Source organism: Paenibacillus barengoltzii NBRC 101215, assembly GCF_004000745.1.
In the GTDB taxonomy this organism is placed as follows: Bacteria; Bacillota; Bacilli; order Paenibacillales; family Paenibacillaceae; genus Fontibacillus; species Fontibacillus barengoltzii.
Window position 1 is genome coordinate 69,487 of sequence record NZ_BILV01000007.1, and the last position, 26,714, is coordinate 96,200.

Below are 26,714 nucleotides of genomic sequence, written 5' to 3' on the forward strand. Positions count from 1 at the left end.
TAAAAGTTGAAAAGGCTTTGGACTTTATTCGCCAATTTTTCGATGCAAAAAAAGCTGGTTGTCATCTTCGTGTTTCTCATCACGCTTCCGATCATTTATGTCAGCTATTCGTCCTACCGGACCAACTCGAATGCGAAGCTCGCGAGCACGACGGAATCGGCTGGCCAGTTAGCGGACAACGCCATGGATAAAGTGGACCGTTATATCGCAGACCTCAAGCGGTATACGATTTTGCCGTTGTACAATAAAGATGTTCAAAGACTTCTCGACCAGGAAGGAACTGACTGGGAGAAAAATTCCACGGTCCATATGTTTCTTTCGTACTTGACACACATGAAGGATGAAATCTCCGCGGTTTATATGACCGACCGGTATGGAATGATTTTTTACAATAATAAATCGGGGCAACATGAACCGTATCCTTATGAGCGGTTAGCGGAATGGAAGAAGCAAACCGCCGCGGCCGGGGTTGCTCCGGTTCTTGTCGGCACGCATCCGATTCGGGTCAACGGTTCCGAGGAGCTGCAGGTGTTCAGCGTCATGCGCTCCATCCAATCGATCAGTACGCTGGAGTACATCGGAATGATCGTTATCGATGTCGATGCCCGGCTGTTCGAAGGGATCATCCAGCCCTTGAACAACGTGACCCACGGCAATGCCGTCATCGTTGATGAGAACGGCAGGATTGTATACGACAGTGATCCTGCCCGGCTGGGCCAGGACTTGACCGGAAGCCCCCTGCTGGCCGGAGCGACGGAGTCCCGCGGCAGCTTCCGCCTGAATATTGGGGGTGAGCCTTATATCGCCGTATATTCCGTATCCGGGCAGACGGGGTGGAAAACACTGGTGACCATTCCGCTGAAGGAATTGCTCGCCCCCATCAAACAAAGCCGCAATTCCATGATGGTCATGACCTTGTCCATCCTCGGCATTGCCCTGGCGGCGGCCATGTTGATCTCCTATGCGCTGACGAAACCGCTGAAGCAGACGGTGCAGCTGATGAAACAGGTGCAGCGAGGGAAGCTTGACGTGCGGGTTCGCGTTAAATATAACGATGAAATTGGCCTGCTGGGCAGTCACTTCAACCGGATGATATCCCGCATTAGGGAGCTGCTCGACGAGGTGGCCGAGACGGAGAAAAGCAAGCAAAAAGCGGATATGCTGGCACTGCAAAACCAGATCAATCCGCATTTTATATACAACACGCTGGAATCGATCCGCATGCTGGCGGAGCTAAACGACGACGATCAGGTCGCGGAACTCACTTACCTGCTCGGCCTTCTGCTTCGCTACAGCATTACGCGAAGCGCTGATGAAATCGTCACTATTCGCCAGGAGATCGACCATGTCCGGAACTATTTGCTGCTGTTGCAGATCCGTTTTCCGGATAAGTTTAATTTTCGGTTCGAAATTCCGGAGTCTTTTTACGCGCTGCCGATCATAAAGCTGGTCTTCCAACCCATCGTCGAAAACGCTGTATTCCACGGGTTGGAGAAACGCCAAGGCTCGGGGACGATCACCATCCGGGCATGGAGCGACGGCGGGGATGCGGTTTTTACCGTGCACGACGACGGCGTTGGGATGACCGAAGAGCGGTTGGTTACGTTAAATCACAGCCTGACAGACGGCAAAACCGATAAGTTTGGGATCGGCCTGCGCAACGTCCATGAACGGATTCGGCTGCACTACGGCCACGGCTCCCGGCTTACGGTCAGCAGCAGGCTGGGCGAAGGCACTACCGTCACGCTGAGAATTGCCGGCTTGTTGAGCGGCGACGAGAATAATTTCGGTATAAATGCGGGTCCGTAATTCAAGGAGGGGATTCAATGCTGCGCATCGCGATTGTGGACGATGAGGCCTCGATTCGAGAAGGCTTGGGAAAAATGATCGGCAAAGAAAGCGGGAAGTTTGTGGTTGAAGGCTTGTTCCCCCATGGGCAAGACTTGTTGAACCGCCTGCTCCTTCGCCAAATCGAAATCGACGTAATCATTACCGATATTCGCATGCCTGTCGTGGATGGGCTGGAGTTGATCAAACAGGTCAAAGACCTGCGCCCGGACATCCGCTGCATCCTGATGAGCGGTTTTACCGATTTCGAGTACGCCAGACAGGCCCTGCGTTGTTCTGCGGTCGATTATTTGCTGAAGCCAATCAACAAAAAACAATTGTTCGCACTCTTGTACAACCTTGAGCAGGAACAAGCAGCCCGCCGCAGCAAGGAACAGTATCTCCGGATGGGCTTGCTGCTAACCTATCTCCAAAGCTCCCCCAGCTTATGCACCAAACTGCCGAAGCTGACTTTGCCTACCAATTCTTATTTCGTCCTCGTGCTCAAAGGTGTCGATCCCGTCACGCTACGCACCGGTCTCGACCGTCTGGGGACTGGCGATTCGCCAGCCTGGGATCTCGTTGACACGGAGGATCAAGCGCTTGCCCTTGTCTGCTACACCCCAGCGGAGCCGGAGGAAGCCGACATTCGCGGTTTTACCGACAGGCTAAGGGCGGGACTTCCCGCCTCGCGAATATTGGCCGGTTCGAGTTCGGCCTATCGGGACCCGGCCTGCTTAAGCCAAGCATACGCCGAGGCGAAACGCGCCTGTGAGCTTGGAGTCTACGGCGAATCCGCCTGGAATTACCACCCGGTCACGGAACTTCCCGAGCGGGAGCCCAAGGCGGAAATCAGCGAATGGTTTGCCGGGTACCGCGATGAGCTAAGCCAGCAATTGCAGATTTTAGATATCGCCTGGACGACCGCTTGCTTGGAGCGCCTGTTTGAACAGCTCCGACAGAACCGGGCGTCGGTCGAACTCGTGCTGCTTGTTTGCCGACTGATGCTGGAAACGGCTGCGGCCGAACTGCACGAATGGAGCAAACTGCAAAGCCAGGCATCCGTCAAAATGCTGGAAACTAAGCTATCCTCCTGCCTTCGCTTTCACGACATGCAGACGACGTTTATCGCCGAATTCACCGGCGTGCTGAAGCAAATCCGCGATGCCCGCCTGGCGCAGGCCGGGAAATCGGTGGAAACCGTCAAACGCTGGATCGCCGAGCATTACGACCAGCCCGCAGAACTGAGCCATCTGGCAAGCTTGGTGTATCTCACCCCGAGTTATCTCAGCAAACGGTTCAAGTCCGAAACGGGCATGACGATTACCGATTATTTGATCGAGGTACGCATCAAAAAAGCAAAGCAACTGCTTCGCCAGGCGAACGACCTGAAAGTTCATGAAGTCGGCAGCGTCGTTGGTTATCCCGATCCCGCCTACTTCAACAAGCTGTTCAAACGCATTGTTGGCGTGACGCCAAATGAGTATAAGCGGCTTTCGCAGTAGGATTTGAACCCGCCCGGCCTAATCTCATCTCCGCCCTTGGAACGAACGAAGCTGGTGCCGAAGGAACCCGGCCAGCACCACCAACCAGGCGGAGATGGCTATCACCACCATAAAGCGCGGAATCACAACCAAAAATGGCAAATCCAACGCCTGTGACAACTGATAGGTACTGGTTGTATACATGGCCAGCGGGAATACCATTCCCCAAAACTGAGGGTCGTACATTAAAGGGTAACGATGGTAGACGTGTCGCCAAATCATCAGGATAAAAAGCAACGGAATCCACCAGCTGCCGGTAATCCAGAAGAATAAAGTAAATCCCCGCAAAAAGGGAACCAGCTCAGTTAAAAACGACCATTTCGCGGCATGCAGCATCAAGGTGGAGCCTGCCAGAGTTGTAATCGCGACCGCCCCCATATTGATCCAATAGGGTGGTGTCAATGCGGCATACTTCAGGTCGACGAAGGTGAACCGGTAGAAAATTAACGTGATGATGTTCAAGTACAGCATGCATCCCAGCAAATACATACATAACGTAAAAAACAGCACGACCTCACGGCCATCCGTCAGAAAGGAAGAGATCAGCGTGCCCAGAATGGAAACGGATTGGGTGGCGACAGCGGCAATTAACCAAGCGCCGTTAATGCCTTCGGCCAGGGTCGGCTTCTCTTTTCTTACCGTAACTGCCGTAAAGAAGGTGTACATAATGACAACCCAAAGTGAGATGCCAAAACCCATAACCCGGTTGCAACGGTTCCGTTATGCGCGACTATAACCCATTGGCTGCCGTATACACAGGTTGCGGCCGTGCACGTGAAAAAGCCGGGGCCTTGACTATGGCTCGTCAAATCTGCCCGTACCCGCGGGAAATATTTAAATAAGCGAATCAAGGTGAGAATCGACAAGGTGACATAAATGCAGGTGTTCAGGTAGAGCAGAATCTTGGGAGCAAGCGGAATCTTCAGCAGTTCCATCGCAATCGATAAGGCCCCGGTAGCCATCGCCATGGAAAAATACCCCGGAAATAAACTTTCGATCTTCTCCTCCATTACCTTCCACAGCATGAACCATCCCCGCCTCTGCAGACTTAGCCCCTGCCACGGATCGAGCAGCAGGAACCCTAGTCTCAATTTAGCACGATGAGAATCTGCGGCTTTGTGACTCTGCTAACCCCAACCCGAGGAATCCTCTCAAATCCATCATTATCATTTATGGCGAATCATAGTATGATGATGTCGAAGTTCCTCTCTTTTTTGAACCGTTCTTATGAAAGGGGTTTCATATGAAGAAGATTTGGATCGTCTACTTGCTTCTCTTCGCTTGCTTCGCGTTATACGTGCTCGATTACCGCTCCCAGATTCGGATGAACGACGAATGGAGTTCCGGGGGCCTTCGGGGTTCCATTGATGAGAAATACGTGATGGTGACGTTTCAAATGGGCATTGACTATTGGAAAAGCGGGCTGAAAGGCTTCGAAGACGCAGCGCAGGCGCTGAACGTCTCCGTGGAATACCGCGGCTCCACCCAGCGCGATATTCACGAGCAAATTACGGTGCTGGAGCAGGCCATCGCGAAAAAACCGGCCGGCATCGCGATCTCCGCGATTCATCCGACCGAACTCACCGCCACGATTAACAAAGCCGTTGACGCCGGCATTCCGGTCGTCTTGTTTGATTCCGATGCCCCCGGCAGCCGCGCCTTTTCCTTCCTTGGCACCGACAACTATTCCGCCGGCGTGGAGGCCGCCCGAAAAATGGCCGAGCTCACCGGCGGACGCGGGGAGGTCGCCATCGTCACCGTGCCGGATCAGCAAAATCATCAGGAACGCACCGAAGGTTTTACCGACACCATTACGCAGGAATTCCCCAACATGCACATTGTCGCCACCAAAAACGGTAAAGGCGATGAGCTCTACTCCCGGCAAGCGGCGGAGGAAGTCCTGCGCGACTTCCCTGACATCGCCGGTATATTCACCACCGAAGCGAATGGCGGTATCGGTGTTGCGGAGGCCGTCAAGGCCGTTAGCTTGGCGTCCTCCGGCCCGAAGATCATCAGCTTCGACACCGATAAAGGCACCTTGGACTTGGTCAAAAGCGGAGATATCGCCGCCACGATGGCCCAGGGCACCTGGAACATGGGGTATTGGTCGCTGCAGCTGCTCTTTTCGTTGAAGCATGATTCGGAAGAAGCTTCGCATCCCGGCCCTCGCGTTCCCCAACGCGTGGATACCGGCATCACCGTCGTTACACGACAGAATGTGAATGATTACTATGCGAAATAGATATCGTCAGCGATCCTGGGAAATCCGTCGTTTTTCACTGAACAACTTACCTATCCGCTACAAACTCATTGTCCACTTTATGTTGATCAGCATCCTTCCCTCAATCGGGCTAGGCGTGCTGACGAATTGGACCGTCGACCGCATTATCGAACGCCAGATTACGAACAATACGCTGCAGTTAATCGGCAAGGTGAACCGGTCGTTGGAGACGTACGTGGAGAATTTGCAAAACATGACGTTCTTCATCTCCTTTAACTCAGACGTGCTGCAGTTTCTCGAAAACAACAACGAGGCGGAACGTATCTTATCGGCACCTTCAGTCCAAACACCTCCACGAACAACAACACCGCCAGATACCGATCATTACGAAATTCGCAAGTTTCTGCAAGGCTTCACCACCTTGTATTCAGAAGTTGCAGGCATTCTCATCGTCAACAGCCGCGGTGAATATATCAGCAATGAAATGTATGCACGCACCTCAGACAACTTGACCCAGGAGGAATGGTATCAAGAGGCGGTCCGCAATAAAGGCATCTTCAAGATCCTCGGTCATCCGCGAAACCGCAACGTCACGACGCATGTCAACTACAAGGATAGTGAAGTCGTCTCCGCCGTAAGGGCGATTCTCGACCCCGAAACCCAGCAAGTCAAAGGTGTCGTCTTAATCGACCTCAAGCTGCGAGTCATAGCCGAGACCGCTCAGGATGTCCGGTTGGGGAAAACGGGCTATCTCACGGTGGTGGACGGCAACGGGGAACTCATCTATTCCCCGCCAGCCCCCTACATCAATCGCATCCCGCTGGAGCGGCTGGGTCAGGACGGCTCCGGAACTTACGCAGAACGGGTAGGCGGCCGTGATTTGCAGTTCATCTACCGACATTCGCCGTTTACCAACTGGACGACCGTGGGCGTCTTTTCCATGGCGGAGTCTGCTACAGAAATGCGAGAAATTCGTTTTTACGTGGTTAGCTTTGTGTTTATCGTCTGTTTGCTGGGGATGACGGCCTCCTTCTATCTGGCTCACACGATTTCCAGGCCGATCGGGCAGCTGGCCTCCTTTATGCAAAAAGCCCAGTCCGGCGATCTGACGATTCGCCACTGGAGCGACCGTTCCGACGAAATCGGCCTGCTTGGCCGCCGCTTCAACGCCATGCTGCAGCAGATCCATCGCCTGCTCTCGCTGACCGAATTGCAGGAGCGTCAGAAGCGGGAGGCGGAGCTAAGAAGCCTGCAAGCGCATATTAAGCCGCATTTTTTGTACAACACGCTGGATACCATTCATTGGATGGCCCGCCGCAACGGCTCGGAGGATATCGCGGAAATGGCAGAGTCCTTGTCGAAGCTGTTTCGGATCGGCCTGAGCAAGGGGAATGACATCATCCCCCTAAATGATGAAATCGAGCATGTGCGCAGTTACTTGCATATTCAACACGTCCGTTATCAGAGCAAACTCGATTACTCACTGCACATCGCTCCGGAAATTCGCGGCGTCTATGTGTTGAAGCTGATCCTTCAGCCGATCGTGGAAAATGCCATCTACCATGGCATCAAAGAACGCCGGGGGCCGGGCCGCGTGGTCATCGAAGCCGCTGAAGATAGCGGCATGTTGGTAATCACCATCCGGGATGATGGCAAAGGCATTCCACCGGATAAGCTGGCACGCCTGCAAAAAGAACTACAGGCCGCGGGTACCCCGGATGGCCGGGAAAAGAGCGCTGAACCGGCAGGGACATCCGGCACAGGCGAAGGAGGCCAAGGTTACGGGATGCTGAATGTGCAAGCACGGATTGCTTTGACATTCGGCTCGAAATATGGTCTGACAATCCAAAGCGAGGAAGGTCGAGGAACGGTCGTTACGGTCACCCACCCGATCATTCGGGATGAACAAACCCGCCTTAGGAGGATTGAATCATGAGCGGAACCTACTCAGAAACTCATTGGAGAGTACTCATCGCCGACGATGAATGCATTATTCGCGAAGGGATACGCGATAGCGTGGACTGGGAAAGCTTACGCCTTACGGTAGTAGCTGAAGCCGAGGATGGCGAGGAGGCGCTGGAGAAGGCGATTCAGCACGACGTCCATATCATGCTCGTTGATCTCAACATGCCGATCATGGACGGGATTGAACTCATGAAGCAGGTGCGTGAGCGGCTGCCGAACTGTAAAATCGTCATTATCACCGGCCATGACGAGTTTGCATACGCCCAGAAGGCAATTCGCCTTCAAGTCAAAGATTACATCCTGAAGCCGGCCAATCCCGCGCAGTTAGAGAAAGTTCTGCGACAAGTGCGCGGAGAGCTGGAGGAAGAAGCATCCAAACAGCAGCAATGGCAGCAGGCCTCGCAACAGCTGTCCCGCAGTTATCCGCTCCTGAGGGAGCGATTTTGTCAGCAATGGCTGGACGGGGGCATGACCGCAGATGAAATCGCCGAGCAGCTGCGGTTCTTACAGCTGCCGGACGCTTGCCCGGATTGGCTGGGCGTGATCCGGTTGCCTGAACCCGCTGCTTCGCCTGCTTTGTTCAAAGAAGACGAGCGGCAGTTGTATGGATTTGCGGTCGAGAATATCGCCGCGGAAGTGCTCGCTCCCTATCCCAAAACGATCTTCCGAGACCCCTTCGGCCTCATCGTTGTCCTGCTGTGGGGCGTGGAAGCTGAAGCCGATTTTCACCGCATTGAAACCTTGGTGCGAACCCACTTAAAAATCGCTGCCGAGGTGTATTTGGCCGAGGGCGCTGGTGATGTGCTGGAGCTTCCTTCCGTATACCGGAAAGCGAAGTCCGCCGTAAACAAGGAGAACGCCGTTTCCCCGCTGGTGCGCCGGGCCAAACAATATATGCTGGAGTATTTCGGCGACAGCGGGCTGACGCTGGAAGCGATGGCGCAAGCCCTGCAAACTTCCCCGGCTTATTTAAGCCGCATGATTAAGCAGGAGCTGGGCACCACGTTTAACAGCTATTTGACGCAGCTCCGCATCCGTCGGGCGAGCCGCTTGTTAATCTCCACCGAGCTCACAGTAGCTGAAATCGCCGAGCAAGTCGGCTACGAAACTCAGCACTATTTCAGCACGGCGTTCAAGCGCGCGACCGGCCTCTCTCCACTGCAATACCGCAAAGGCGCATTTGAACATGAAGATGCTCAAGGGGAGTAATCTCCCCTTTTTTTGCGCAATCCCCCTCTCTTAGCCCCCTGGTTTAGAGTCAATCCCTCCGATAAAGGTTCGATTTTTATAAAAAGAGTCAAATCACTGTAAATACGTCCTCCCCCTTCGCTTGCTATACTCCGAACTGTAAGCGCATTCATTTCGAGTATAGGGGGAATCGACTTTGAAGAAGGTAACGGCCATTTTACTTGCTTTGGTGATGGTTTTCGCCCTCGCTGCTTGCGCCAACGGCGGAAACGGCAGCAGCAGCGGATCGGGCAACAGCGAGAAAGGAACGATTGGTATTGCGATGCCGACGAAATCGTCCGAACGCTGGGTGAACGACGGGAACAATATGGTCAAGGAGTTTAAGGCTCTTGGCTATGGCACGGACCTGCAATACGGAGAAGACGTCATCGAAAACCAGGTGTCACAAATCGAAAACATGATCACGAAAGGCGTAAAAGTCCTTGTCATTGCGGCGATTGACGGCGGCTCCTTAACTGACGTGCTGCAAAAAGCCCACGATCAAGGCATACAAGTCGTCGCCTACGACCGCTTGATCATGAACAGCGAGTACGTCGACTACTACGCCACCTTCGATAACTTCAAGGTGGGTGTGCAACAAGCCTCCTACATCGAGGAAAAGCTGGGTCTTAAGGAAGGCAAAGGCCCGTTCAATATCGAGCTGTTCGGGGGCTCTCCGGACGACAACAATGCCTACTTCTTCTATGACGGTGCCATGTCCGTGCTGCAGCCGTACATCGATTCCGGCAAGCTCGTCGTACGCAGCGGTCAAACCAAGATGGAGCAAATCGCCACGCTGCGTTGGGATGGCGCAACCGCCCAGGCCCGCATGGATAACTTGCTGAGCGCTCACTATACCACGGAAAATATCGACGCCGTGCTCTCTCCTTATGACGGAATCAGTATCGGTATCCTGTCCTCGCTCAAAGGTGTCGGCTACGGCTCCGGAAGCAAACCGATGCCGATCGTAACCGGCCAGGATGCTGAGCTGGCATCGGTCAAATCGATCCTTGCTGGAGAGCAAACCCAAACCGTCTTTAAGGATACCCGCGAGCTGGCGAAAAAAGCAGTCTCTATGGTTCAAAGCATTCTGGAAGGTACAGAAGCCGAAGTCAACGACACGAAGACCTATGATAACGGCGTGAAGGTTGTTCCTTCTTACCTGCTCGAACCGGTCTCGGTCGACAAGGAGAATGTGGAACAAGCGCTCGTCGACACCGGCTATTACTCCAAGGAAGATCTGGGACTCTAAACATCATTAACTTGTGGTGACCGGCATAGCGGCGGACGCGGATTCGGGCGGCCGTCGCTATGCACGTACCGTGAGTGAAAGGCCAGGTGACGCATGTGAGCAATACAATTTTGGAAATGCGGGGCATTACGAAGACGTTCCCGGGGGTCAAGGCGCTCAGCAATGTCAACCTCAAGGTCAGATCCGGAGAAATCCACGCCCTGTGCGGGGAGAACGGGGCTGGTAAATCGACATTGATGAAGGTGCTGAGCGGGGTTTATCCGCATGGCTCTTATGAAGGCGAGATCTTATTCGAGGGCAAGGTCTGCGAATTCAAAGATATTAAAGAAAGCGAGCAGCTGGGGATCGTCATCATCCATCAGGAGCTGGCGCTGATCCCTTATCTCTCCATCGCGGAGAACATTTTTCTTGGGAATGAACAGAGCAAGCACGGATTGATCGACTGGAACGAAACAACGGTCAAAACCAAAGCGTTGCTGAAGCGGGTCGGCTTAAACGAATCCCCGGCCACGCGCGTTTTGGAGCTGGGTGTCGGCAAGCAGCAGCTGGTGGAAATCGCCAAAGCCTTATCAAAACAGGTCAAACTGTTAATTTTGGACGAACCCACAGCCGCATTGAACGAAAATGACAGCGAAAACCTGCTGGAGTTGATCCTCGAGCTGAAGAAACAAGGCATCACCTCCATCATCATTTCGCACAAATTAAACGAAATCAGTAAGGTTGCCGATTCGATCACCATACTCCGGGATGGCCGGACGATTCAGACCCTGGATATGAAAGCCGATCAGGTGACCGAAGATCTCATCATCAAGGGCATGGTTGGCCGCGATCTCACCCACCGCTATCCGGAACGGGTTCCCCGGATCGGTGAAGTGATCTTTGAAGTCCGGGGTTGGGAGGTCACCCATCCGCAGCAAGAGGATCGTAAAGTACTCGACGATATCAATCTCAATATCCGCCGCGGAGAGATCGTTGGGATCGCCGGCTTGATGGGTGCTGGCCGAACCGAACTGGCGATGAGCTTATTCGGCCGATCCTATGGACGACACATTAAAGGTCAGCTGTTCCTCCACGGCAAAGAGGTCCGATTTAACGACATCAGTCAAGCGATTAAGCATGGCGTCGCTTATGTCACCGAAGACCGCAAACAATACGGTTTAATTTTGATCGACGATATCAAACGCAACATCTCGCTGGCTTCGTTAAAGAAGTTGTCCCGCCGCGGCGTGATCAATGAACGGGAGGAAGTGCTGGTCGCGGAGGAATATCGGAGCAAGCTGAACATTAAAACACCCAGCATTTTGCAAAAAACGGTCAACCTGAGCGGCGGCAATCAGCAGAAAGTCGTCCTCAGCAAGTGGATCTTCGCACAACCGGAAATCTTGATTCTCGATGAGCCAACGCGCGGCATTGATGTCGGAGCCAAATATGAAATTTATTCGATCGTCAATCAATTGGCGGACGAGGGCAAGGGCATTTTGTTCATCTCCTCAGAGCTTCCGGAGATTCTCGGGATGTGCGACCGCATCTACGTCATGAGCGAGGGCCGGATCACCGGAGAAGTGCTGCGCGAGGACGCCACCCAGGAAGTGTTGATGAAATCCATGACTCGAGGCAGGGGGTAGACCGATGCAAGCAGTTAGCGAACTTTTTAGAAAAAACATACGTCAATACGGCATGATTATCGCCTTGATCTTCATCACCATCTTGTTTCAAATTTTAACGGGCGGCATCCTGCTTAAGCCGCTGAACATTACGAATCTAATCCTGCAAAACAGCTACATTTTGGTGCTGGCCATCGGGATGGTGCTGGTGATCATCACTGGACATATCGATTTGTCCGTCGGCTCCATCGCCGCCTTTATCGGAGCTTTGGCTGCGATCATGTTGGTAGATCTTCAGTTACCTACATTCCTGACCATTCTCATTTCACTAGTGATCGGCGGACTGATCGGGGCTTGGCAAGGATTTTGGGTCGCTTATGTGAAAATCCCCGCTTTTATCGTCACGTTAGCCGGGATGCTGCTGTTCCGGGGCTTGACGATGATCGTGCTGGGCGGCCAGTCGATTGCCCCATTCCCGAAATCGTTCCAACGGATCAGTTCTGGCTTCATTCCCGACTGGTTTGGCGGCGGCAGCCTGCATATTCTGACGATTCTGCTTGGTCTGGTGCTCTCCCTTCTCCTCATTTGGCAGGAATGGAAAGAGCGGCGGACCCAGCTCAAATACCAGTTTGAGGTCGCGCCAATTTGGGTGTTCGTCACGAAGCTCCTCCTGCTCGTAGCTATCATTAACATCTTTACTTTTGTGCTCGCCACTTATAACGGGCTGCCGAACATTCTGATCATCCTGTTCTTCCTCATCGTCATTTATTCGTTCGTGATGAATCGCATGGTGGCCGGGCGCCATATCTACGCGCTTGGAGGCAATGAGAAGGCCGCCAAACTATCCGGTGTCAAAACCAAAAAGGTAACGTTCTGGGTCTTTGTCAATATGGGCGCTTTGGCCGCACTATCCGGTCTGATCTTCGCCGCCCGCCTCAATTCGGCAACACCGAAGGCCGGGACGAACTTTGAGCTCGACGCGATCGCGGCTTGCTTTATCGGTGGCGCTTCAGCCTCCGGCGGCATTGGTACCGTTATCGGGGCCATCATCGGCGGCCTGGTGATGGGCGTGATGAACAATGGCATGTCGCTGATCGGGCTTGGGGTCGATTGGCAGCAAGGCATCAAAGGGCTGGTCCTGCTGCTCGCCGTCGCCTTCGATATTTACAATAAGTCGAAGACGAGTTAATCCTAGGACCTTGAGGTTTGTAACCTCCGCTATCGATTTAGCGGGGGTTATTTTTGATAGCTGGCTGGAGCGAGAGTATAATGAAGACAGGATGGCCTACCTATTTTTTCCACAAAGCAGGTGATTCTCTTGTCTAGCTCCCATCTGACCAAGAAGGCGCTCGCCGCCTCGTTAAAGCAACGGATGAGTTCAGTCCCTTTAAACAAAATCACCGTCAAACAGCTTGTGGACGACTGCGGATTAAACCGGCAAACGTTCTATTACCATTTCCAGGATATTTACGAGCTGCTCGGCTGGATTTACCAGACCGAAGCGGTAGATGCCATTGCCGGGGAGCGCAGTTATCGGACCTGGACCCAAGGCTTCTTAAAAATCTTCAAATATATCGAAGACAACCGGGATTTTTGCTTGAACACGCTAAATTCGCTGGCTCGCAGCCATCTGGATGCTTACCTGTATAGCGTCACGAACAACCTGGTTATGGGTGTAGTACAAGAAGTATCCGCAGGGATGCAAGTGGATGCGGAAGATCAACGGTTTTTGGCCAACTTTTACACGCTGGCATTTACCGGGCTGGTCATCGGATGGATGCGGGACGGGATGAGAGAACGCCCGGAGGCCATGATCGAAAAGCTCAGTGAATTGGTAGAGGGTCATTTCGAGCAGGCGCTGCAACGGTATGAACACAAAGCCAAGCGATCGCCCGTTTCACAGAAGTGAGAATAGCAGACTTTCGGCGGCGCGAATCCTGGCTTTTTCCGTCGGAATCCTAGACACTCCTTGGGGAGTGTCGCTTTTTTATACAGTCGCCCTTCCTTGTGGATTTCGCTCGCCTCCAAGACGGATTACATTAGGATTGTTCCATTCATCACATTCTTGGAGGCGAAAGTTATGTTTGCAGATCGTCACACTCATCACGTTTATTTTGTTGGCGGAGGGATCGCTTCCCTGGCGGGGGCTGCGTTCCTGATTCGGGACTGTGATTTTCCCGGTCAGAATATTCATGTGTTGGAGGAAATGAAGGTGCTAGGCGGCAGTAACGACGGTGCCGGAGACCGTGAACGCGGATATGTGATCCGCGGCGGCCGGATGCTGAATGATGAGACTTATGAAAATACATGGGATTTGCTGCGCTCCATCCCTTCGATAGACCACCCGGGACTTTCGGTGCGGGATGAGATCATCGCTTTCGATACCGCCCACCAGACGCATTCCAACGCTCGGTTAGTCAACCGGGACGGCCAGGTTGTGGACGTGACCTCTATGGGCTTTGATATGACGGACCGGATGGCCATGGTTAAGCTGATTATGGCCCCTGAAGAGAGCCTGGGCACTGCGCGGATCAATGACTGGTTTGGCCCGCATTTTTTCAAGACAAATTTCTGGTACATGTGGGCCACCACCTTTGCCTTCCAGCCTTGGCACAGCGCTGTGGAGTTTAAAAGATACATGCTCCGATTTATGCATGAATTCCCACGAATCCACACGTTGGAGGGGGTCACTCGCACACCTTATAACCAATACGATTCCCTCATTCTCCCGCTGCAAAAGTATTTGGAGAAGCACGGCGTAGACTTTTCGCTGAAATGCACCGTTACGGATCTGGACTTCCGAGAAGGCGATGAGATCACCGTGACGCGGATACACTATCTGAAAGACGGCGAGCCGCAAGTCCTCGATTTGGGCGAAGACGATCTGGTGATCGTCACCAACGGCTCGATGACGGAGGGCTACAGCCTCGGCTCCATGCATACAGCGCCGAAGCTGAACGGCAAGGGCAGCTCTTGGCAGTTATGGGAGCGGATAGCCGCCAAGAAACCGGGCCTTGGACGTCCCTCCGTCTTCGCCGACCATATTGAAGAGTCCAAATGGGAATCGTTTACGGTGACTTGTCAGGACTCGCGTTTTTTTGACCGGATGGAAGCTTTCTCTCGCAACAAGGCCGGAACCGGCGCACTTGTCACCTTTAAGGATTCGAGCTGGTTCATGTCCATTGTGCTGGCTCATCAGCCGCATTTTCGCAACCAGCCGGAGCATGTGAAGGTCTTCTGGGGTTATGGATTATTCCCGGATCGCGTTGGGGATTACGTGCCTAAGAAAATGTCCGATTGTACCGGCGAGGAGATTCTCACCGAGTTGCTGCACCATCTCCACTTCGAAGAAGACATGGAGGCGATCATTTCCACTGCCAACTGTATTCCATGTATGATGCCGTTCATCACCTCGCAGTTCATGCCTAGAGCGATTGGCGATCGGCCGAAGGTCATCCCGGACGGCTCCACGAACTTAGCGTTTATTGGTCAATTCTGCGAAATCCCGGACGATGTCGTCTTCACCGAGGAATACTCTGTCCGTACAGCTCGCATGGCGGTATATGGCCTATTGGGATTGAACAAACCGATCGCACCGATCAACCAATACCAGTACGATATACGTACATTACTTCAGAGCTTGGTGACTTCATTCCGGTAAGACCAGGGGAGGAACGGGAGCTCCGGTTGGCTTATCTGCGCATGTTGCTGCAGCTCAGCCAGAGACTGGATCACGCCCGTCTATCGTTAGTGATGTCTATCGCTGATTTATATTTCGAGCCGGATCCTCGGCAGGATGAAGAAATGCTTCGGGAGCTGGCGAAACAATATGAAAAGGAGAGTGAAGTGATCATGGAAATAATGCCTGCATGGATGCGTCAAGGTTACGAGAAAGGGTTGGAAGAAGGCCTAGAGAAAGGGATCGAAAAAGGAATTGAAAAGGGAATCGAACAAGACACCCTCATCGAACGCCGGCAAATCGCGCGCCGGTTGTTACCCAAAGGCTTCACTCTGGAAGAAATCGCGGATACGACCCAATTGCCTGTCGAAGAAATCAAAAAAATCATGAATTAATTGCCCAAAGGACAAAGAAAAAAAGCCGCATCTACGCGATCGGCTTCCTTCTTCGGTAATTGGAATATATGACTTGGCTATATTTATTTAACAAGTGGTCAAGAATAACCGACTGATGGAGTACCCGTGCATGGCGCATCCCGTATCTCTGAGCGAGCCGATTTAATTCTTGTCTTTCCAATTCAATCCGAAATCTGATTTTTTCAGAACTGTTCATCTCGATCACCCTAGGAACATATTAGAAGAGGTTGCCAAATATTGCATAATGAGACCTAATGCAAGAAACAAAAAAAATTCCATTTTTTGAAATGGAACGGCCTGGCATGTTCCTCACTCTGTCTCTGTATACGCTATACAATAAAAATAGGGTCAGTCCCAAGGACTGATCCCTACTTTTTTTGAATGGTTCAAGACGAAATATATTATCCCCAAAAGCCGTGTGCCAATGTTGCAATTAAACCAGCACCACTAGCCAAACCTACCAAACTAAGCATTTTCATAGCCGAAACCGTAAAGGACATTTTCTTTTTCATTTTCCCACACCTCTCTACATAGTTCTCGAAAATTTTTATGTTGCTCTTCTTTAACGAATTTGCGATTCAGTTCAAATAAAGTCATGCAATTCACAATCAAAGATTTATTATTCAAAGATATCGCCATCTTCAAGCTATATAGTAAACTCTTGATACCTTCTTCATAATTCCCTTTTCTCAGATTGTAAATTGCATAATTCTGAAAAAAGACGGAACAACGGTTTCTACTTACTACCGATTCTGAAAACCACTTATCTTTCCCGATCAACCTGTATTTTTCAATTTCTTCGGAAAAACGATCAAGAATATCATCAAGAAAAAATTGATGGCGATTGGCCGACTCTACTAATGTGATCAAGCCTTCTATAAGTTCATCAGGTTCTTCTTCCAAGAATTGAACATACTTAGGAATTTTGGATCGGTCCCCTGCTTTAATATCCAAGCAAAGGTAATTGGCTTGTGCAAACATTCTAAATTGCTCTATTACAGCAGTTTGGTTTTCATCATCGGCATCAAACCAACTTAAATCCGCATATTCTTTAATCCATCGCTTTGATTCCTCAAACATTCCTCTATATTCGTATGAGCCAGCTTTGAGAAGATAGCCCCTACCGTAATAATAAACAAGAGGACGGAGAGGTTTAAAATCACTGTATTTCCATACTTTTTTTTCATATAAAGCTTTCGCTAATGCGCAAAGTTCGTCTGCGTATACTTCGGCTTCAGACCAATTAAAATTGAGCGTATAAACTTCAACCAACATGAGGATGCCATCGAGCGCATACACTTCCGGCAAGCGATGTCTGTAGGGCAAAAACTGCATTGCAGTCTTAAACCCCTTGTCCCTATCCATGCGGTGAATTTTAAACAACCTGTAGTAACTCATGGCCAAGCGTTCAGAATGACTGGACCGCTCACTTTCGATAACGCTTTCATAGAGTATTACCGCAGCTTCTTTCCAGCCTCGCTCATACATCATTTCAGCGGTATCAAAAATGCCCGCGATTTGTTTCAAATCCTCTAACAAACGGTTTAGAACCTGCTTAATACAGTCATGCTTCTGCAACTCGGCGCATCTCATCAGGAAAGGCCGTAGCCTCCTCCAATGAGGAGATGAAGAAGTAAAACATTCATCTGCGTATAAATCGTAAAAGTGTCCCTCAGGCAACCCCATCGCAGCCGTAATTCGATCCAACTGACCGATGGCAATCGGTCGGTTCCCGTTAATAATTCCGCTTAACGTTCCGACGTTCACCCCGGCAGATTCCGAGAAACGGTGCAGGGTTGTCCCTTCGCTCTTGATGTAATCTTCCAGTTCTGCGCGAATCGTGGTTGTAGATATCAAAAAATTATCACCCCCCAATTCCGCGACCTTCTGCGAGCCAAAGGATTCTCGGCTAACAGAGGAGTCAAACGACATCCAATGACATCAAGCAACACCATATCCTACTAAACTTCCAATATATGTTTACATAATAATCCTAAATTTGACAATCGTCAATATGAAAAAAGACCGATTAGCAAACTTTTTGTCTGCTTATCGGTCTTTATGAAGTTTCTTAGATTTCCAGCTCCGCCGCAGCCGCATTAGCCTCCACTTGCGCAGGGTTCTTGCAGCCCGGAATCACCGTGCTGACAACAGGATTCTTCAGGCACCAGGCCAAGGCCCACTGAGCCATGTCCACACCCTCCGGCACTTCATTCCGCCGAATCTCTTCCACTTCCTCCAGCTTGCGCCGGGTGCTTTCCGGATCATGACGATGGCGTACATCGGTTTCGCTGAACACCGCGCCCGGTTTATACTTGCCGCTCAGATAACCGCTCGCCAGAGGAACTCTTGCAAGCACACCGAGTTGCTGGCGCTCGCAGGACGGGAACACCCGATTCTCCGGCACGCGGTCGAGCCGGTTATAAACCACCTGAATCGCCTCCACCCCTACCTTCGTTGAAGCTTCGGTCTGATGCAGGTTGTCGTTGCTGCCGATCGACGTGCCCAGATGGAGGATTTTCCCGGCTTGCTTTTGCTTATCCAGCAGCGTCCAAAGTTCATCATTATCAAACGCCGCATCCGGGCCGGAATGAAACTGATACAGATCGATATAGTCCGTCTTCAACGCTTTCAGCGAAGCATCAAGCTGTTGTAGTACCGCCGCAGCATCAAAGCGGTCCGTCCGCGTAAACCGTTCATGAAATTGATGCCCAAATTTCGTGGCGATCAGCCAGTCCTCCCGGTTGCGCCGGCTCAGATAATCCCCGATAAACGATTCGGACAGATGGTCGCCATAACATTCTGCCGTATCGATCAGATTGATGCCCAGCTCCCGGCCCCGATCCAAGATCGCATCCACTTCCGCTTGCGTGTAGTTTAAACCCCACTCCCCGCCGAATTGCCAAGTTCCAATGCCGACCACGGAAACGTTGAGACCGGTTTTTCCTAATGTCCGATATTTCATGTTCAAGAATCCCTCCGATTCGTCGCTACTTCAAATAAAAAATCTCGCGCATCGGCACGATCGGCTGCGGTTCATTAAAGTCAAATGACCCTTCCACCATGCCTGATGTAATCGCGTTCCACCGCTGGCAAACCTCGCTGGCTGCAATATACTTGAACGCCGCATCCGGATCATCACATTCAAAGCAGTAGAAGAACTGATTTCCCTGCTGAAAAATCGAATAATTCCGAATCCCCGCTTTGCGATGCTCCGCCAGCACCTCGGGCCAAGGGTTCAAATGCATCTCCACATAGGCCTCCAGTTGATCTTCCTTCACCCGCCAGGTCCAGGCAAACTTCCGGCTTGAACTCATTTCCATGATCATCCCTCCCATGAAATTGTCATCCCATTTGACACCTGAGACGGCATCCTTACTTGAAGAAACGTCGAATCAGCTTCAGCTTGCCCGCCGTATAAGGCGGATAGATGAAGCTCAAGTTCACCCGCGTGGACTTCTTCAGCACACTTTTTCGATGAGAGAAGGTTTCATAGCTGTAACGGCCGTGGTAGGCTCCCATCCCCGAAGATCCGACTCCGCCAAAAGGCAAATACGGGCTCACCAGATGCATAACCGTATCATTCACGCACCCGCCGCCAAATGAAACGGACTCCATTACCTTCCGTTCCGTGGCGGCATTGCTCGTAAACAAGTACAGCGCCAGCGGCTTAGGCCGCTCACCAATCTTCCGGAGCGCCGCATCCAGGTCTCGATACTCCAGCACCGGCAAAATCGGTCCAAAAATCTCTTCCTGCATCACGGGGTCCTCCCAGTTGACGCGCTCCATGATCGTCGGCCCTAAATACAGATCCTCACGATCGCCATCCCCGCCAACCACCACTTTAGACGGTTCGAGCAAACCCATCAGCCGGCTCCACTGCCGCTCATTCACAATCCGCCCGTAGTCAGGGCTTCGCCTTGGATCCTCACCATAGAAGACCTTGATCTGCGCCTTCATTTTGGTGATCAGTTCATCTCGCACCGACTCGTGAACGAGCACATAGTCTGGAGCCACACAGGTCTGGCCTGTATTTAGGAATTTCCCCCAGACGATACGCTGTGCTGCCAGATCGAGGTTCGCCTCTTCATCCACAATGCAAGGGCTCTTCCCGCCAAGCTCCAGAACAACGGGCACCAGATGCTCCGCCGCCGCAGCCATAACGATCTTGCCAACCCGAATACTTCCCGTGAAAAAAATAAAATCCAACGGGGCATGAATCAGCGCAGACGTCACCTCCGGCCCTCCCTCGATGACTCGAATGTAATCGGGTTCGAAATATTCGCCAAGCATCTCGGCGATCACCCTAGAGACATGAGGAGTAAACTCGGAAGGCTTCACGATTGCGGCGTTCCCCGCAGAGATCGCTCCGATCAACGGGTCGATCACCAGCATAAACGGATAGTTAAACGGGCCGATGATCAGGGCCGAGCCATAAGGCTCCCGGTAAATGTAGCTGCTGGAGCCGATATGGGTGAGCGGAGTGCGAACCCGCTCCGGCTTGGCCCAACGCTTCAGATGCTTCATCACGTAGCGGATACTATCGTAAGCATAACCCACTTCCGTGCTGTAGCCTTCGAATTCAGGCTTGCGCAAATCTCGCTGCAGCGCTTCCAATATTCGCGTTTCGAAACGTTGAATCGCGGTCTTCAGGCGTTCAAGCTGACGCAGTCTGAAGTCCACCGGTCGCGTCGCACCAGATTGGACGAAATGCTGCTGGGCGCGAACGACCTCCGCAATGGAGCGATCTAGGGATTGCGTAGGTTGCAGTTCAGTTGGAGTTTGGGTAGCATGTTCAGTTTGGCTCAAGGCGGTCCCCTCTTTTTCCCGAATAAATCATCTTCATTCTGTCTGACCCTTCTATTGTAACCCGAAATGGGGGAGCTGGACATCTTTGGTCATTTATCGCTGCCAAGCGGTTAGCGGAAGTCTCATTGTCCTTCTTTAGCCTCTGAGTGCAGCGGAAATTTGTATATTGGCATGAATTTGTGTTAGATTACCTAACATAAAATATTGAATAATTCGAGTAAAACTTCAATTTGTTAATAAAAACCTCGTTTTCACAATCGTCAAGACGGTTTTCAGTTAAATTTATGAACGTTTTTTGTTATTTATATTGACATAATCTTTCTAAAACTCATATAATTTAACTACGTTCACAACGTCGTGGCGCAACCCTATTCATATTCCGGTCTCGCACAACGTAGTGCCGCCGGTCGGCAAAGGAGCCATACGGGCAATCGCAGGATTGCACGGGGCTCCTTTTTGTTTTGCGCCCAGTTTTGGCCGTAGCTATGAAGAACAGAAAACATCCCGGCCTAAGAGGATGGAACCTGGAAAGGAGATGGAAGGATGGAACGTACCGGTTTTTTGAAGAGTGGGCATAAGCCCTCGCTGCTAAGCGCTTTTTTGTACTTCGATGTGAGCTTTATGGTATGGGTTCTGATTGGCCCGCTGGCGGTCATCATGATGCAGGACTACCCGATGAACGCCGCACAAAAAGCTAATCTCGTCGCTCTGCCAGTCCTTGGCGGCTCCTTGCTTCGCCTGGTGCTTGGCGTGTTGGCCGACCGGATTGGTCCTAAGCGGACCGGCCAGATCGGCATGGTCGTCACGATGGTGCCGCTCATTTGGGGCTGGCAGTTCGTGGATTCGCTTGGCGAACTGTATGCAGTGGCTTTGCTGCTGGGCGTTGCCGGCGCTTCCTTCTCGGCGGCGCTGCCCTTGGCCAGCCGTTGGTACCCGCCGCAATACCAGGGATTGGCGATGGGGATCGCCGGAGCCGGCAACAGCGGCACGGTCTTCTCCACCCTGTTCGCCAACCGAATTGCCCAGCATTATGGCGGCTGGGAGGTTGTGTTCGGGCTGGCCCTCATTCCGGTTGCGCTGGTCTTTCTCGTCTTTACGCTGCTGGCGAAAGACAGCCCCAATCAGCCGGAACCGAAAAAGCTGCGGGACTACGCCGCCGTGCTTCGCGAGCGGGATGCGTGGCTGTTTTGCTTGTTGTATATGGTGACGTTTGGCGGTTTTGTCGGCTTGTCGAACTACTTGACAATTTTTTTCAATACCCAATATGAGCTGAGTGCAGTGCGGGCCGCCGACTTCACCACCTTGTGTGTAATTGCCGGCAGCTTCTTTCGTCCTGTAGGCGGCTGGCTGGCCGATAGGCTGGGCGGGGTTCGCATGCTGTTGATTTTGTACGCGGGTGTTTCCCTCATGATGGCTTTCGTCTCGTCGCTGCCGCCGCTGTCCGTCGTGACCATTCTGCTGTTCGTAGGCATGATGTGCCTCGGAATGGGCAACGGCTCCGTGTTCCAGCTCGTCCCCCAACGGTTCCAGCAGGAAATCGGAGTGATTACCGGCATCGTAGGTGCGGCCGGCGGGCTCGGCGGATATTTTCTGCCGAATATTCTCGGTCTCTTGAAGCAATGGACCGGGTCGTATACCCCCGGCTTCCTCATTTTGAGCGCAATAGCGCTGGCTTGTATTGTCACGGTTACTCTTATTCAAGGCCAGTGGAAACGCACGTTCCTGAACCGGAAGGAGGCAGCTTATGATGCTTATTCCTACAGCCGCCCGTCCTGACCAACGTTTGCGATCCCACTGTCCCTTTTGCAGTATGCAATGCAGTCTGGATCTGCACTTGGCTCAAGGTTCCACGGCAGGATATGAAGTGAAGCCCAGTCCGGACTTTCCCGTAGCCACGGGGCGTTTATGTCAAAAGGGCTTCAACGCCTTGGCGCATACGGTTCATCCGGAGCGGGTGCTGCAGCCGCTGCGCAAATCCAAAGCCTCCTCTCCCTTTTGGTCGCCTGCAGCCTGGCCCGAAGCATTGGATGATATCGCCGCTCGAATTCGCCGAATCCAGGATCAATACGGTCCGGACAGCGTCGCCGTATTTGGCGGCGGTTCGCTGACGAACGAAGTGTGTTATTTACTTGGCAAATTTACTCGGGTTGCTCTGCGCTCTCGTTACGTGGATTACAACGGACGATACTGCATGTCCTCCGCAGCGGCGGCGCAGCAGCTGGCGTTTGGGATCGACCGCGGTCTCCCTTTTCCGCTTGAGGATATTCCCCAAACCGATTATCTCATTCTTGCCGGCACCAACATCGCCGAATGCCAGCCCACGTTGATGCCCTACCTGTTAGCTGCTAAGAAAAAAGGCGCCGTTATCGTCACGATCGATCCCCGGCGGACGATGACGTCCAAGATCGCTCAGCATCAGCTAATGATTGAGCCCGGGCAGGACTCGCTGCTGGTCAGCGGGCTGCTGCATGTGATTTTAGAAGAGAAGTTGTATGATGCGGAATTTGTGGCGGCCCATACGGAAGGGGTGGAGGCGGTACAGGAAGCCGTTCAGGATTTCCCGCCCGAACGGGTCGCCGCCCTCACCGGGATCCCCGAGGATACGATTCGTGAAGTGGCTCGGGGATTCGCCGGGGCGAAGCGCGGTATGGTTCTGACCGCGCGGGGCCTGGAGCAGCAGGTGAACGGCGTGGAGCATACGCTGCAGTACATCAACCTGTGCCTGCTGTGCGGGCACATTGGCCAGCCGGGCAGCGGCTTCGGCTCCGTCACCGGGCAGGCCAATGGGCAGGGCGGCCGCGAGCATGGGCTCAAGGCTGACCAGTTGCCGGGTTATCGCTCGATCGAGGACCCGGACGCCCGGGCGCATGTCGCCCAGGTCTGGGGAATCGATCCCCATGAGCTGCCCGGCAAAGGCGTCTCCGCGTATGAGCTGTTCGGGAAGATACTGGACGGCGACATTAAAGCGATGATGATTCTGGGCTCCAATCCGGTCGTGTCCAGCCCCAACAACGCCCGGGTCGCCGAGGCGCTGGCGAAGCTGGACCTGCTCGTCGTCGTCGACCTGTTCGAGACCGAGACGGCCGCCTATGCGGATTGGCTGCTGCCCGGCACGTCCTTCCTTGAAGTGGAAGGGACGATGACGAACCTTGAGGGCCGGGTGTTCTACCGGCCCCGGGTGTTTGAGCCGGCCGGCGCGGCGATGCCGGACGCTTGGCTGCTGTGCGCCCTCGCCGAACAGCTGGGCCGAGGGCGCTATTTCTCCTACTCGTCGATGAGCGAAGTGTTCGACGAGTTGTGCCGCGCTTCTGCCGGGGGCAAAGCCGATTACAGCGGCATCAGCTACTCGCGCCTGCAGGAAGCGCAAGGGCTGTTCTGGCCGTGCCCCGGGCCCGGCCAGGCGCACCCCGGAACGCCGCGCCTCTTCGCAGGCGGCGTCTTCCCCCGTGCAGGCGGCCGCGCCCGCCTGCACGCAGTCACGCCGCAGCCGCCGGCGGAAACCGCAGATACGGAATATCCGTATCTGCTGACGACCGGTCGGCTGGGCGGGCACTACCTGAGCGGCGCGCAGACCCGCCGCACGGACGCGCTGGCGAAGAAGGCGCCGGAGCCGGTGGCGGAGCTCCACCCGGCTCTGGCCGAGCAGCTTCGCCTGCGCGAAGGAGACCGCGTCCGCTTAACCTCGCGGCGCGGGTCGCTGGAGGTCGCCGCCAAGGTGACGAAGGACATCCATCCGCGTACGATGTTTGTCCCGTTCCATTGGGGCGGCGACCTGGCGGTGAATCGGCTGACGAACGATGCCTTACACCCGATCAGCCGGATGCCGGAATTTAAGATCTCCGCCGTTAGGGCAGAGCGCGTGGAACCGGAGATTGCCGATTCCTATAGAAATCTAGGAACTGACGGCGCTTCTTGGAGCAATGCCCGGGACAGCGGTGAGGTCGAGTACACTCCCGTGCAACACACCGCAAGCCGCACCGCAGCGGATCCCGCAGGTCTTGCGGCATCTCGCCCTCAACGAAGCTGAGGAGTTATGTATAAGCAAAGAGGCTATCCTCTCCAGCTTGTGGCTGGAGGGATAGCCTCCGTTTATATTAATCGCCGTCTTGAATTTGGATGCGTTTGGAGCGAGTCGGTTGCCGTTTCGGCACCTCCAGCTTCAGAACGCCATCCTTCAAGGACGCGCGAATATCTTCTTCCGAAATATCCTGCACGTAGAATCTACGAACATATTCACCGTGCCGACGTTCCTTCCGAACGATTTGATGGTTCGTATCCTCCATGTTGTGATCTTCATTACGAACTGCTCTGATCGTCAAGTAAGGAGCGGCATAGTCGATCTCGATGTCTTCTTTTCGGAAACCAGGTAATTCCGCTTCAACCAGATAGGCTTGATCCGTTTCGCGGATGTCAGTTCTGAAAGAGAGCGGCGAATTTTTAAACGGTGCAAAAAAGTCATCATTGAACACATCATTAAACGTTTTAGCCAACTGGCCGAACGCATCTTCTCTGTGTCGACCAAAAGGAATCAAATCAAACATCATGCATTCCCCTTTCTTTGGTTTGACCTTATTTGACCTTACACCCTCATTATATGCCTCCATGACCAAAGTGACAAAAGTGATTAAAGCCCAAACAGCCTGTTCTCGGGCGATTTTCGCGCATTTTTCCTGATCGCCAGAGACTTGACTGTTTATTTGACCTTCTTTGACCTTTCATCTCAATCTAACGCGGTTGAACCTTTTATTTTTCAAAAATCAAACGAACATCACTGATTCTCCCGCAGGTCTTTTTAGACATGGAGGTGTCGCCATCGTTAGGATACCTCAAGACATCTCAACCTATTCATGGTAAAAGTAAGGTTGTATCTTCTTTTCATCGGAATTGGGACCTTTGTCCTTTGGAATGTGGAGGGACTCAAGGAAATCAATCAACTTGGCTTATGGGGATTCGTGTTGTTTCTTCTCCTACTAATAAACTTATGGGGATCGTATCGCATTTGGTCTTGGATGAGGAAGGGGAAAATGTAATCACCCAAACTACGAAAAAAGCGACTTTATCGTCGCTTTTCATCAATCAGTTTCCGCCAACTTCGCCTCAATCGCCGCCGCCAACTCCTCGTACGAAGCGCTCGGCAGCAGCTCCCCGTTCACCATAAATTGAGGGGTTCCGTTGACTCCGTAATATCCGCCGGTTTTGAAGTCTTCCTTGACGGGCAGCATATAGGTATGTTCTTTTAAATCCTTCGCGAACCGATCATAGTCGATCCCCTCGATATTCTTCTTCACGAAGTCCAGCAAAAAGTCAGGTGTCGCCCAAATTTTCGTCTCATCGCCTTGGTGTTCATACAGCTTACGCTTGAACTCCCAGAACTTCTCATTACTCTGCGCCGCGATCGCTTCGCCCGCGCTGGCCGCCATGATCGAATCCCGATCAATAAATGCATAGTTTATGAAAAATAACTCGATTTTCCCGGTATCGATATACTCTTGCTGCAGCTGGTCCATATAGGTTTCTTCCCATTTCTTGCAGGCCGGGCATTTGAAATCAGCGAACTCGATGACTTTAACCTTAGCGTTCGGATCGCCTAAATGCGGCTGCTTCTCATACTTCAAGCCCTTGGCAGTGTAATCCCCTTTGATTTCCGTATAGTTCGGAAGATCCTTTAATTCAGAAGGACCCGTATCTTTCAGGAACACAACAGCCAGGGTGATGACCAGGACTCCAATGAAAATGAGGGAACTTACAAAAATCAAACCGGATTTCCTATTCTCTCGGCCGCTTCCTGACCTGTTGGCCGCGTTTCCCGCCTTGCCCCTGCCGACATTTTTGTGATCAGGGGTTGTCCGGTTGGATCCCGTCTTATAAGTTGAGGCTGGTTTCCCGCTGCTCCGATTACTTCCCTTATTCTGGGCCATCCGCCATCCTACCTCCATCTGGATTCGTTTCGTCCTCATTCTAGCGTATGGCCCACGGCAAGGGAGTAACAAAGGTCACAGTCGAAAGTAAGGGGATAAGCTTCACTGATCAACTCCACTCGAAGCCCCTCAGATTGTTCACCGAAATGATTTAGCTGACACGAAGTAAATTGAGTATCCATAACAAGTGTTGTATGATGGTAAGGAACTTGAGCGTAAGCTGATCGCTTCTATACCAAAATATTGCTTTTG

Annotated in this window: 22 protein-coding genes; 13 read left to right on the forward strand and 9 right to left on the reverse strand. The window is 52.5% G+C overall.

Features of this window, described 5'->3' with window-relative positions; genetic code table 11:
* Positions 1-6: 6 nt before the first annotated feature.
* Both PBA01S_RS02905 and PBA01S_RS02910 read left to right on the forward strand, forming a co-directional pair.
* The gene (locus tag PBA01S_RS02905; RefSeq protein ID WP_009223873.1) at positions 7-1,809 is read left to right on the forward strand and encodes a cache domain-containing sensor histidine kinase; all 1,803 of its coding nucleotides are present in this window, start codon (positions 7-9) and stop codon (positions 1,807-1,809) included.
* A gap of 17 nt (positions 1,810-1,826) precedes the next feature.
* Complete coding sequence (locus PBA01S_RS02910) at positions 1,827-3,332, forward strand: response regulator (protein WP_009223872.1); 1,506 nt, start codon at positions 1,827-1,829, stop codon at positions 3,330-3,332.
* Between the two features lie 24 nt (positions 3,333-3,356).
* Here PBA01S_RS02910 and PBA01S_RS02915 read toward each other — a convergent pair whose 3' ends face one another.
* Together PBA01S_RS02915 and PBA01S_RS23035 are read right to left on the reverse strand one after the other, a co-directional pair.
* Positions 3,357-4,037 carry a tellurite resistance/C4-dicarboxylate transporter family protein gene (locus PBA01S_RS02915; RefSeq protein WP_255315275.1) on the reverse strand — a complete coding sequence of 227 codons (681 nt, stop codon included), beginning with the start codon at positions 4,035-4,037 and terminating at the stop codon, positions 3,357-3,359.
* Entirely contained in the window at positions 4,007-4,396 is a 390-nt protein-coding gene (locus PBA01S_RS23035; RefSeq protein WP_255315276.1) for an SLAC1 family transporter, read from the reverse strand. The genes PBA01S_RS02915 and PBA01S_RS23035 overlap by 31 nt, the downstream gene beginning before the upstream one ends.
* A 218-nt stretch (positions 4,397-4,614) precedes the next feature.
* On the opposite strand from PBA01S_RS23035, the gene PBA01S_RS02920 reads away from it, so the two are divergent.
* The 9 genes from PBA01S_RS02920 to PBA01S_RS02960 all read left to right on the forward strand — a co-directional run bounded on the left by PBA01S_RS02920 (position 4,615) and on the right by PBA01S_RS02960 (position 15,714).
* A complete protein-coding gene (locus tag PBA01S_RS02920) occupies positions 4,615-5,613 on the forward strand; it encodes a substrate-binding domain-containing protein (RefSeq protein WP_016313787.1) in 999 nt (332 codons plus the stop codon).
* Entirely contained in the window at positions 5,603-7,528 is a 1,926-nt protein-coding gene (locus PBA01S_RS02925; RefSeq protein WP_028537497.1) for a cache domain-containing sensor histidine kinase, read from the forward strand. Before PBA01S_RS02920 ends, PBA01S_RS02925 begins: the two co-directional genes overlap by 11 nt.
* Positions 7,525-8,766 (forward strand): response regulator transcription factor, encoded by a 1,242-nt coding sequence (locus tag PBA01S_RS02930; protein ID WP_028537496.1) that lies wholly within the window; start codon positions 7,525-7,527, stop codon positions 8,764-8,766. The genes PBA01S_RS02925 and PBA01S_RS02930 overlap by 4 nt, the downstream gene beginning before the upstream one ends.
* Before the next feature lie 211 nt (positions 8,767-8,977).
* Positions 8,978-10,036: a multiple monosaccharide ABC transporter substrate-binding protein gene (gene chvE / locus PBA01S_RS02935; RefSeq protein WP_198032009.1), complete on the forward strand. Its 1,059-nt coding sequence runs from the start codon at positions 8,978-8,980 to the stop codon at positions 10,034-10,036.
* A 95-nt stretch (positions 10,037-10,131) separates the two neighbouring features.
* Complete coding sequence (gene mmsA, locus PBA01S_RS02940) at positions 10,132-11,661, forward strand: multiple monosaccharide ABC transporter ATP-binding protein (protein WP_028537494.1); 1,530 nt, start codon at positions 10,132-10,134, stop codon at positions 11,659-11,661.
* Positions 11,662-11,665: 4 nt separating this feature from the next.
* Complete coding sequence (mmsB, locus tag PBA01S_RS02945; protein ID WP_028537493.1) at positions 11,666-12,829, forward strand: multiple monosaccharide ABC transporter permease; 1,164 nt, start codon at positions 11,666-11,668, stop codon at positions 12,827-12,829.
* 120 nt (positions 12,830-12,949) lie between these two features.
* Complete coding sequence (locus PBA01S_RS02950; protein ID WP_255315277.1) at positions 12,950-13,549, forward strand: TetR-like C-terminal domain-containing protein; 600 nt, start codon at positions 12,950-12,952, stop codon at positions 13,547-13,549.
* A gap of 171 nt (positions 13,550-13,720) precedes the next feature.
* Positions 13,721-15,301, forward strand: a complete 1,581-nt coding sequence (locus PBA01S_RS02955; RefSeq protein WP_127575294.1) for an oleate hydratase — start codon at positions 13,721-13,723, stop codon at positions 15,299-15,301.
* Positions 15,302-15,327: 26 nt separating this feature from the next.
* Positions 15,328-15,714: an RpnC/YadD family protein gene (locus PBA01S_RS02960; protein ID WP_127575295.1), complete on the forward strand. Its 387-nt coding sequence runs from the start codon at positions 15,328-15,330 to the stop codon at positions 15,712-15,714.
* A gap of 31 nt (positions 15,715-15,745) precedes the next feature.
* Here PBA01S_RS02960 and PBA01S_RS02965 read toward each other — a convergent pair whose 3' ends face one another.
* The 5 genes from PBA01S_RS02965 to PBA01S_RS02985 form a co-directional block, all read right to left on the reverse strand.
* The gene (locus tag PBA01S_RS02965) at positions 15,746-15,931 is read right to left on the reverse strand and encodes an aspartyl-phosphate phosphatase Spo0E family protein (protein ID WP_127575296.1); all 186 of its coding nucleotides are present in this window, start codon (positions 15,929-15,931) and stop codon (positions 15,746-15,748) included.
* A gap of 269 nt (positions 15,932-16,200) precedes the next feature.
* Positions 16,201-17,610 (reverse strand): XRE family transcriptional regulator, encoded by a 1,410-nt coding sequence (locus PBA01S_RS02970; RefSeq protein ID WP_255315278.1) that lies wholly within the window; start codon positions 17,608-17,610, stop codon positions 16,201-16,203.
* A 196-nt stretch (positions 17,611-17,806) separates the two neighbouring features.
* Positions 17,807-18,700, reverse strand: a complete 894-nt coding sequence (locus tag PBA01S_RS02975) for an aldo/keto reductase (RefSeq protein WP_036644378.1) — start codon at positions 18,698-18,700, stop codon at positions 17,807-17,809.
* Positions 18,701-18,725: 25 nt separating this feature from the next.
* Positions 18,726-19,058: an L-rhamnose mutarotase gene (locus tag PBA01S_RS02980; RefSeq protein WP_232228253.1), complete on the reverse strand. Its 333-nt coding sequence runs from the start codon at positions 19,056-19,058 to the stop codon at positions 18,726-18,728.
* Positions 19,059-19,110: 52 nt separating this feature from the next.
* On the reverse strand, positions 19,111-20,544 hold the full coding sequence (locus PBA01S_RS02985; protein ID WP_084628779.1) for an aldehyde dehydrogenase: 1,434 nt from the start codon (positions 20,542-20,544) through the stop codon (positions 19,111-19,113).
* 543 nt (positions 20,545-21,087) lie between these two features.
* On the opposite strand from PBA01S_RS02985, the gene PBA01S_RS02990 reads away from it, so the two are divergent.
* On the forward strand, positions 21,088-22,320 hold the full coding sequence (locus PBA01S_RS02990; protein ID WP_028537486.1) for a nitrate/nitrite transporter: 1,233 nt from the start codon (positions 21,088-21,090) through the stop codon (positions 22,318-22,320).
* Positions 22,292-24,571, forward strand: a complete 2,280-nt coding sequence (locus tag PBA01S_RS02995) for a molybdopterin oxidoreductase family protein (protein WP_255315279.1) — start codon at positions 22,292-22,294, stop codon at positions 24,569-24,571. Before PBA01S_RS02990 ends, PBA01S_RS02995 begins: the two co-directional genes overlap by 29 nt.
* A 67-nt stretch (positions 24,572-24,638) precedes the next feature.
* Here the strand turns inward: PBA01S_RS02995 and PBA01S_RS03000 are convergent, their stop codons facing one another.
* Both PBA01S_RS03000 and PBA01S_RS03010 read right to left on the reverse strand, forming a co-directional pair.
* Positions 24,639-25,085, reverse strand: coding sequence for an Hsp20/alpha crystallin family protein (locus PBA01S_RS03000; RefSeq protein ID WP_028537485.1), 447 nt, complete (start codon positions 25,083-25,085; stop codon positions 24,639-24,641).
* A gap of 531 nt (positions 25,086-25,616) precedes the next feature.
* Positions 25,617-26,300 carry a DsbA family protein gene (locus PBA01S_RS03010; RefSeq protein WP_255315280.1) on the reverse strand — a complete coding sequence of 228 codons (684 nt, stop codon included), beginning with the start codon at positions 26,298-26,300 and terminating at the stop codon, positions 25,617-25,619.
* Positions 26,301-26,714: the final 414 nt, after the last annotated feature.

Excerpts from the sequence above, each read along its gene's own strand:
- mmsB (WP_028537493.1), top strand. The coding sequence starts at position 11,666 with ATGCAAGCAGTTAGCGAACTTTTTAGAAAAAACATACGTCAATACGGC.
- PBA01S_RS02925 (WP_028537497.1), top strand. The coding sequence starts at position 5,603 with ATGCGAAATAGATATCGTCAGCGATCCTGGGAAATCCGTCGTTTTTCA.
- PBA01S_RS02980 (WP_232228253.1), bottom strand. The coding sequence starts at position 19,058 with ATGGAAATGAGTTCAAGCCGGAAGTTTGCCTGGACCTGGCGGGTGAAG.
- PBA01S_RS03000 (WP_028537485.1), bottom strand. The coding sequence starts at position 25,085 with ATGTTTGATTTGATTCCTTTTGGTCGACACAGAGAAGATGCGTTCGGC.
- PBA01S_RS02955 (WP_127575294.1), top strand. The coding sequence starts at position 13,721 with ATGTTTGCAGATCGTCACACTCATCACGTTTATTTTGTTGGCGGAGGG.
- PBA01S_RS02995 (WP_255315279.1), top strand. The coding sequence starts at position 22,292 with ATGCTTATTCCTACAGCCGCCCGTCCTGACCAACGTTTGCGATCCCAC.
- chvE (WP_198032009.1), top strand. The coding sequence starts at position 8,978 with ATGGTTTTCGCCCTCGCTGCTTGCGCCAACGGCGGAAACGGCAGCAGC.
- PBA01S_RS23035 (WP_255315276.1), bottom strand. The coding sequence starts at position 4,396 with ATGCTGTGGAAGGTAATGGAGGAGAAGATCGAAAGTTTATTTCCGGGG.
- PBA01S_RS02930 (WP_028537496.1), top strand. The coding sequence starts at position 7,525 with ATGAGCGGAACCTACTCAGAAACTCATTGGAGAGTACTCATCGCCGAC.
- PBA01S_RS02915 (WP_255315275.1), bottom strand. The coding sequence starts at position 4,037 with ATGTACACCTTCTTTACGGCAGTTACGGTAAGAAAAGAGAAGCCGACC.
- PBA01S_RS02965 (WP_127575296.1), bottom strand. The coding sequence starts at position 15,931 with ATGAACAGTTCTGAAAAAATCAGATTTCGGATTGAATTGGAAAGACAA.
- PBA01S_RS02910 (WP_009223872.1), top strand. The coding sequence starts at position 1,827 with ATGCTGCGCATCGCGATTGTGGACGATGAGGCCTCGATTCGAGAAGGC.
- PBA01S_RS02990 (WP_028537486.1), top strand. The coding sequence starts at position 21,088 with ATGGAACGTACCGGTTTTTTGAAGAGTGGGCATAAGCCCTCGCTGCTA.
- PBA01S_RS02920 (WP_016313787.1), top strand. The coding sequence starts at position 4,615 with ATGAAGAAGATTTGGATCGTCTACTTGCTTCTCTTCGCTTGCTTCGCG.
- PBA01S_RS02975 (WP_036644378.1), bottom strand. The coding sequence starts at position 18,700 with ATGAAATATCGGACATTAGGAAAAACCGGTCTCAACGTTTCCGTGGTC.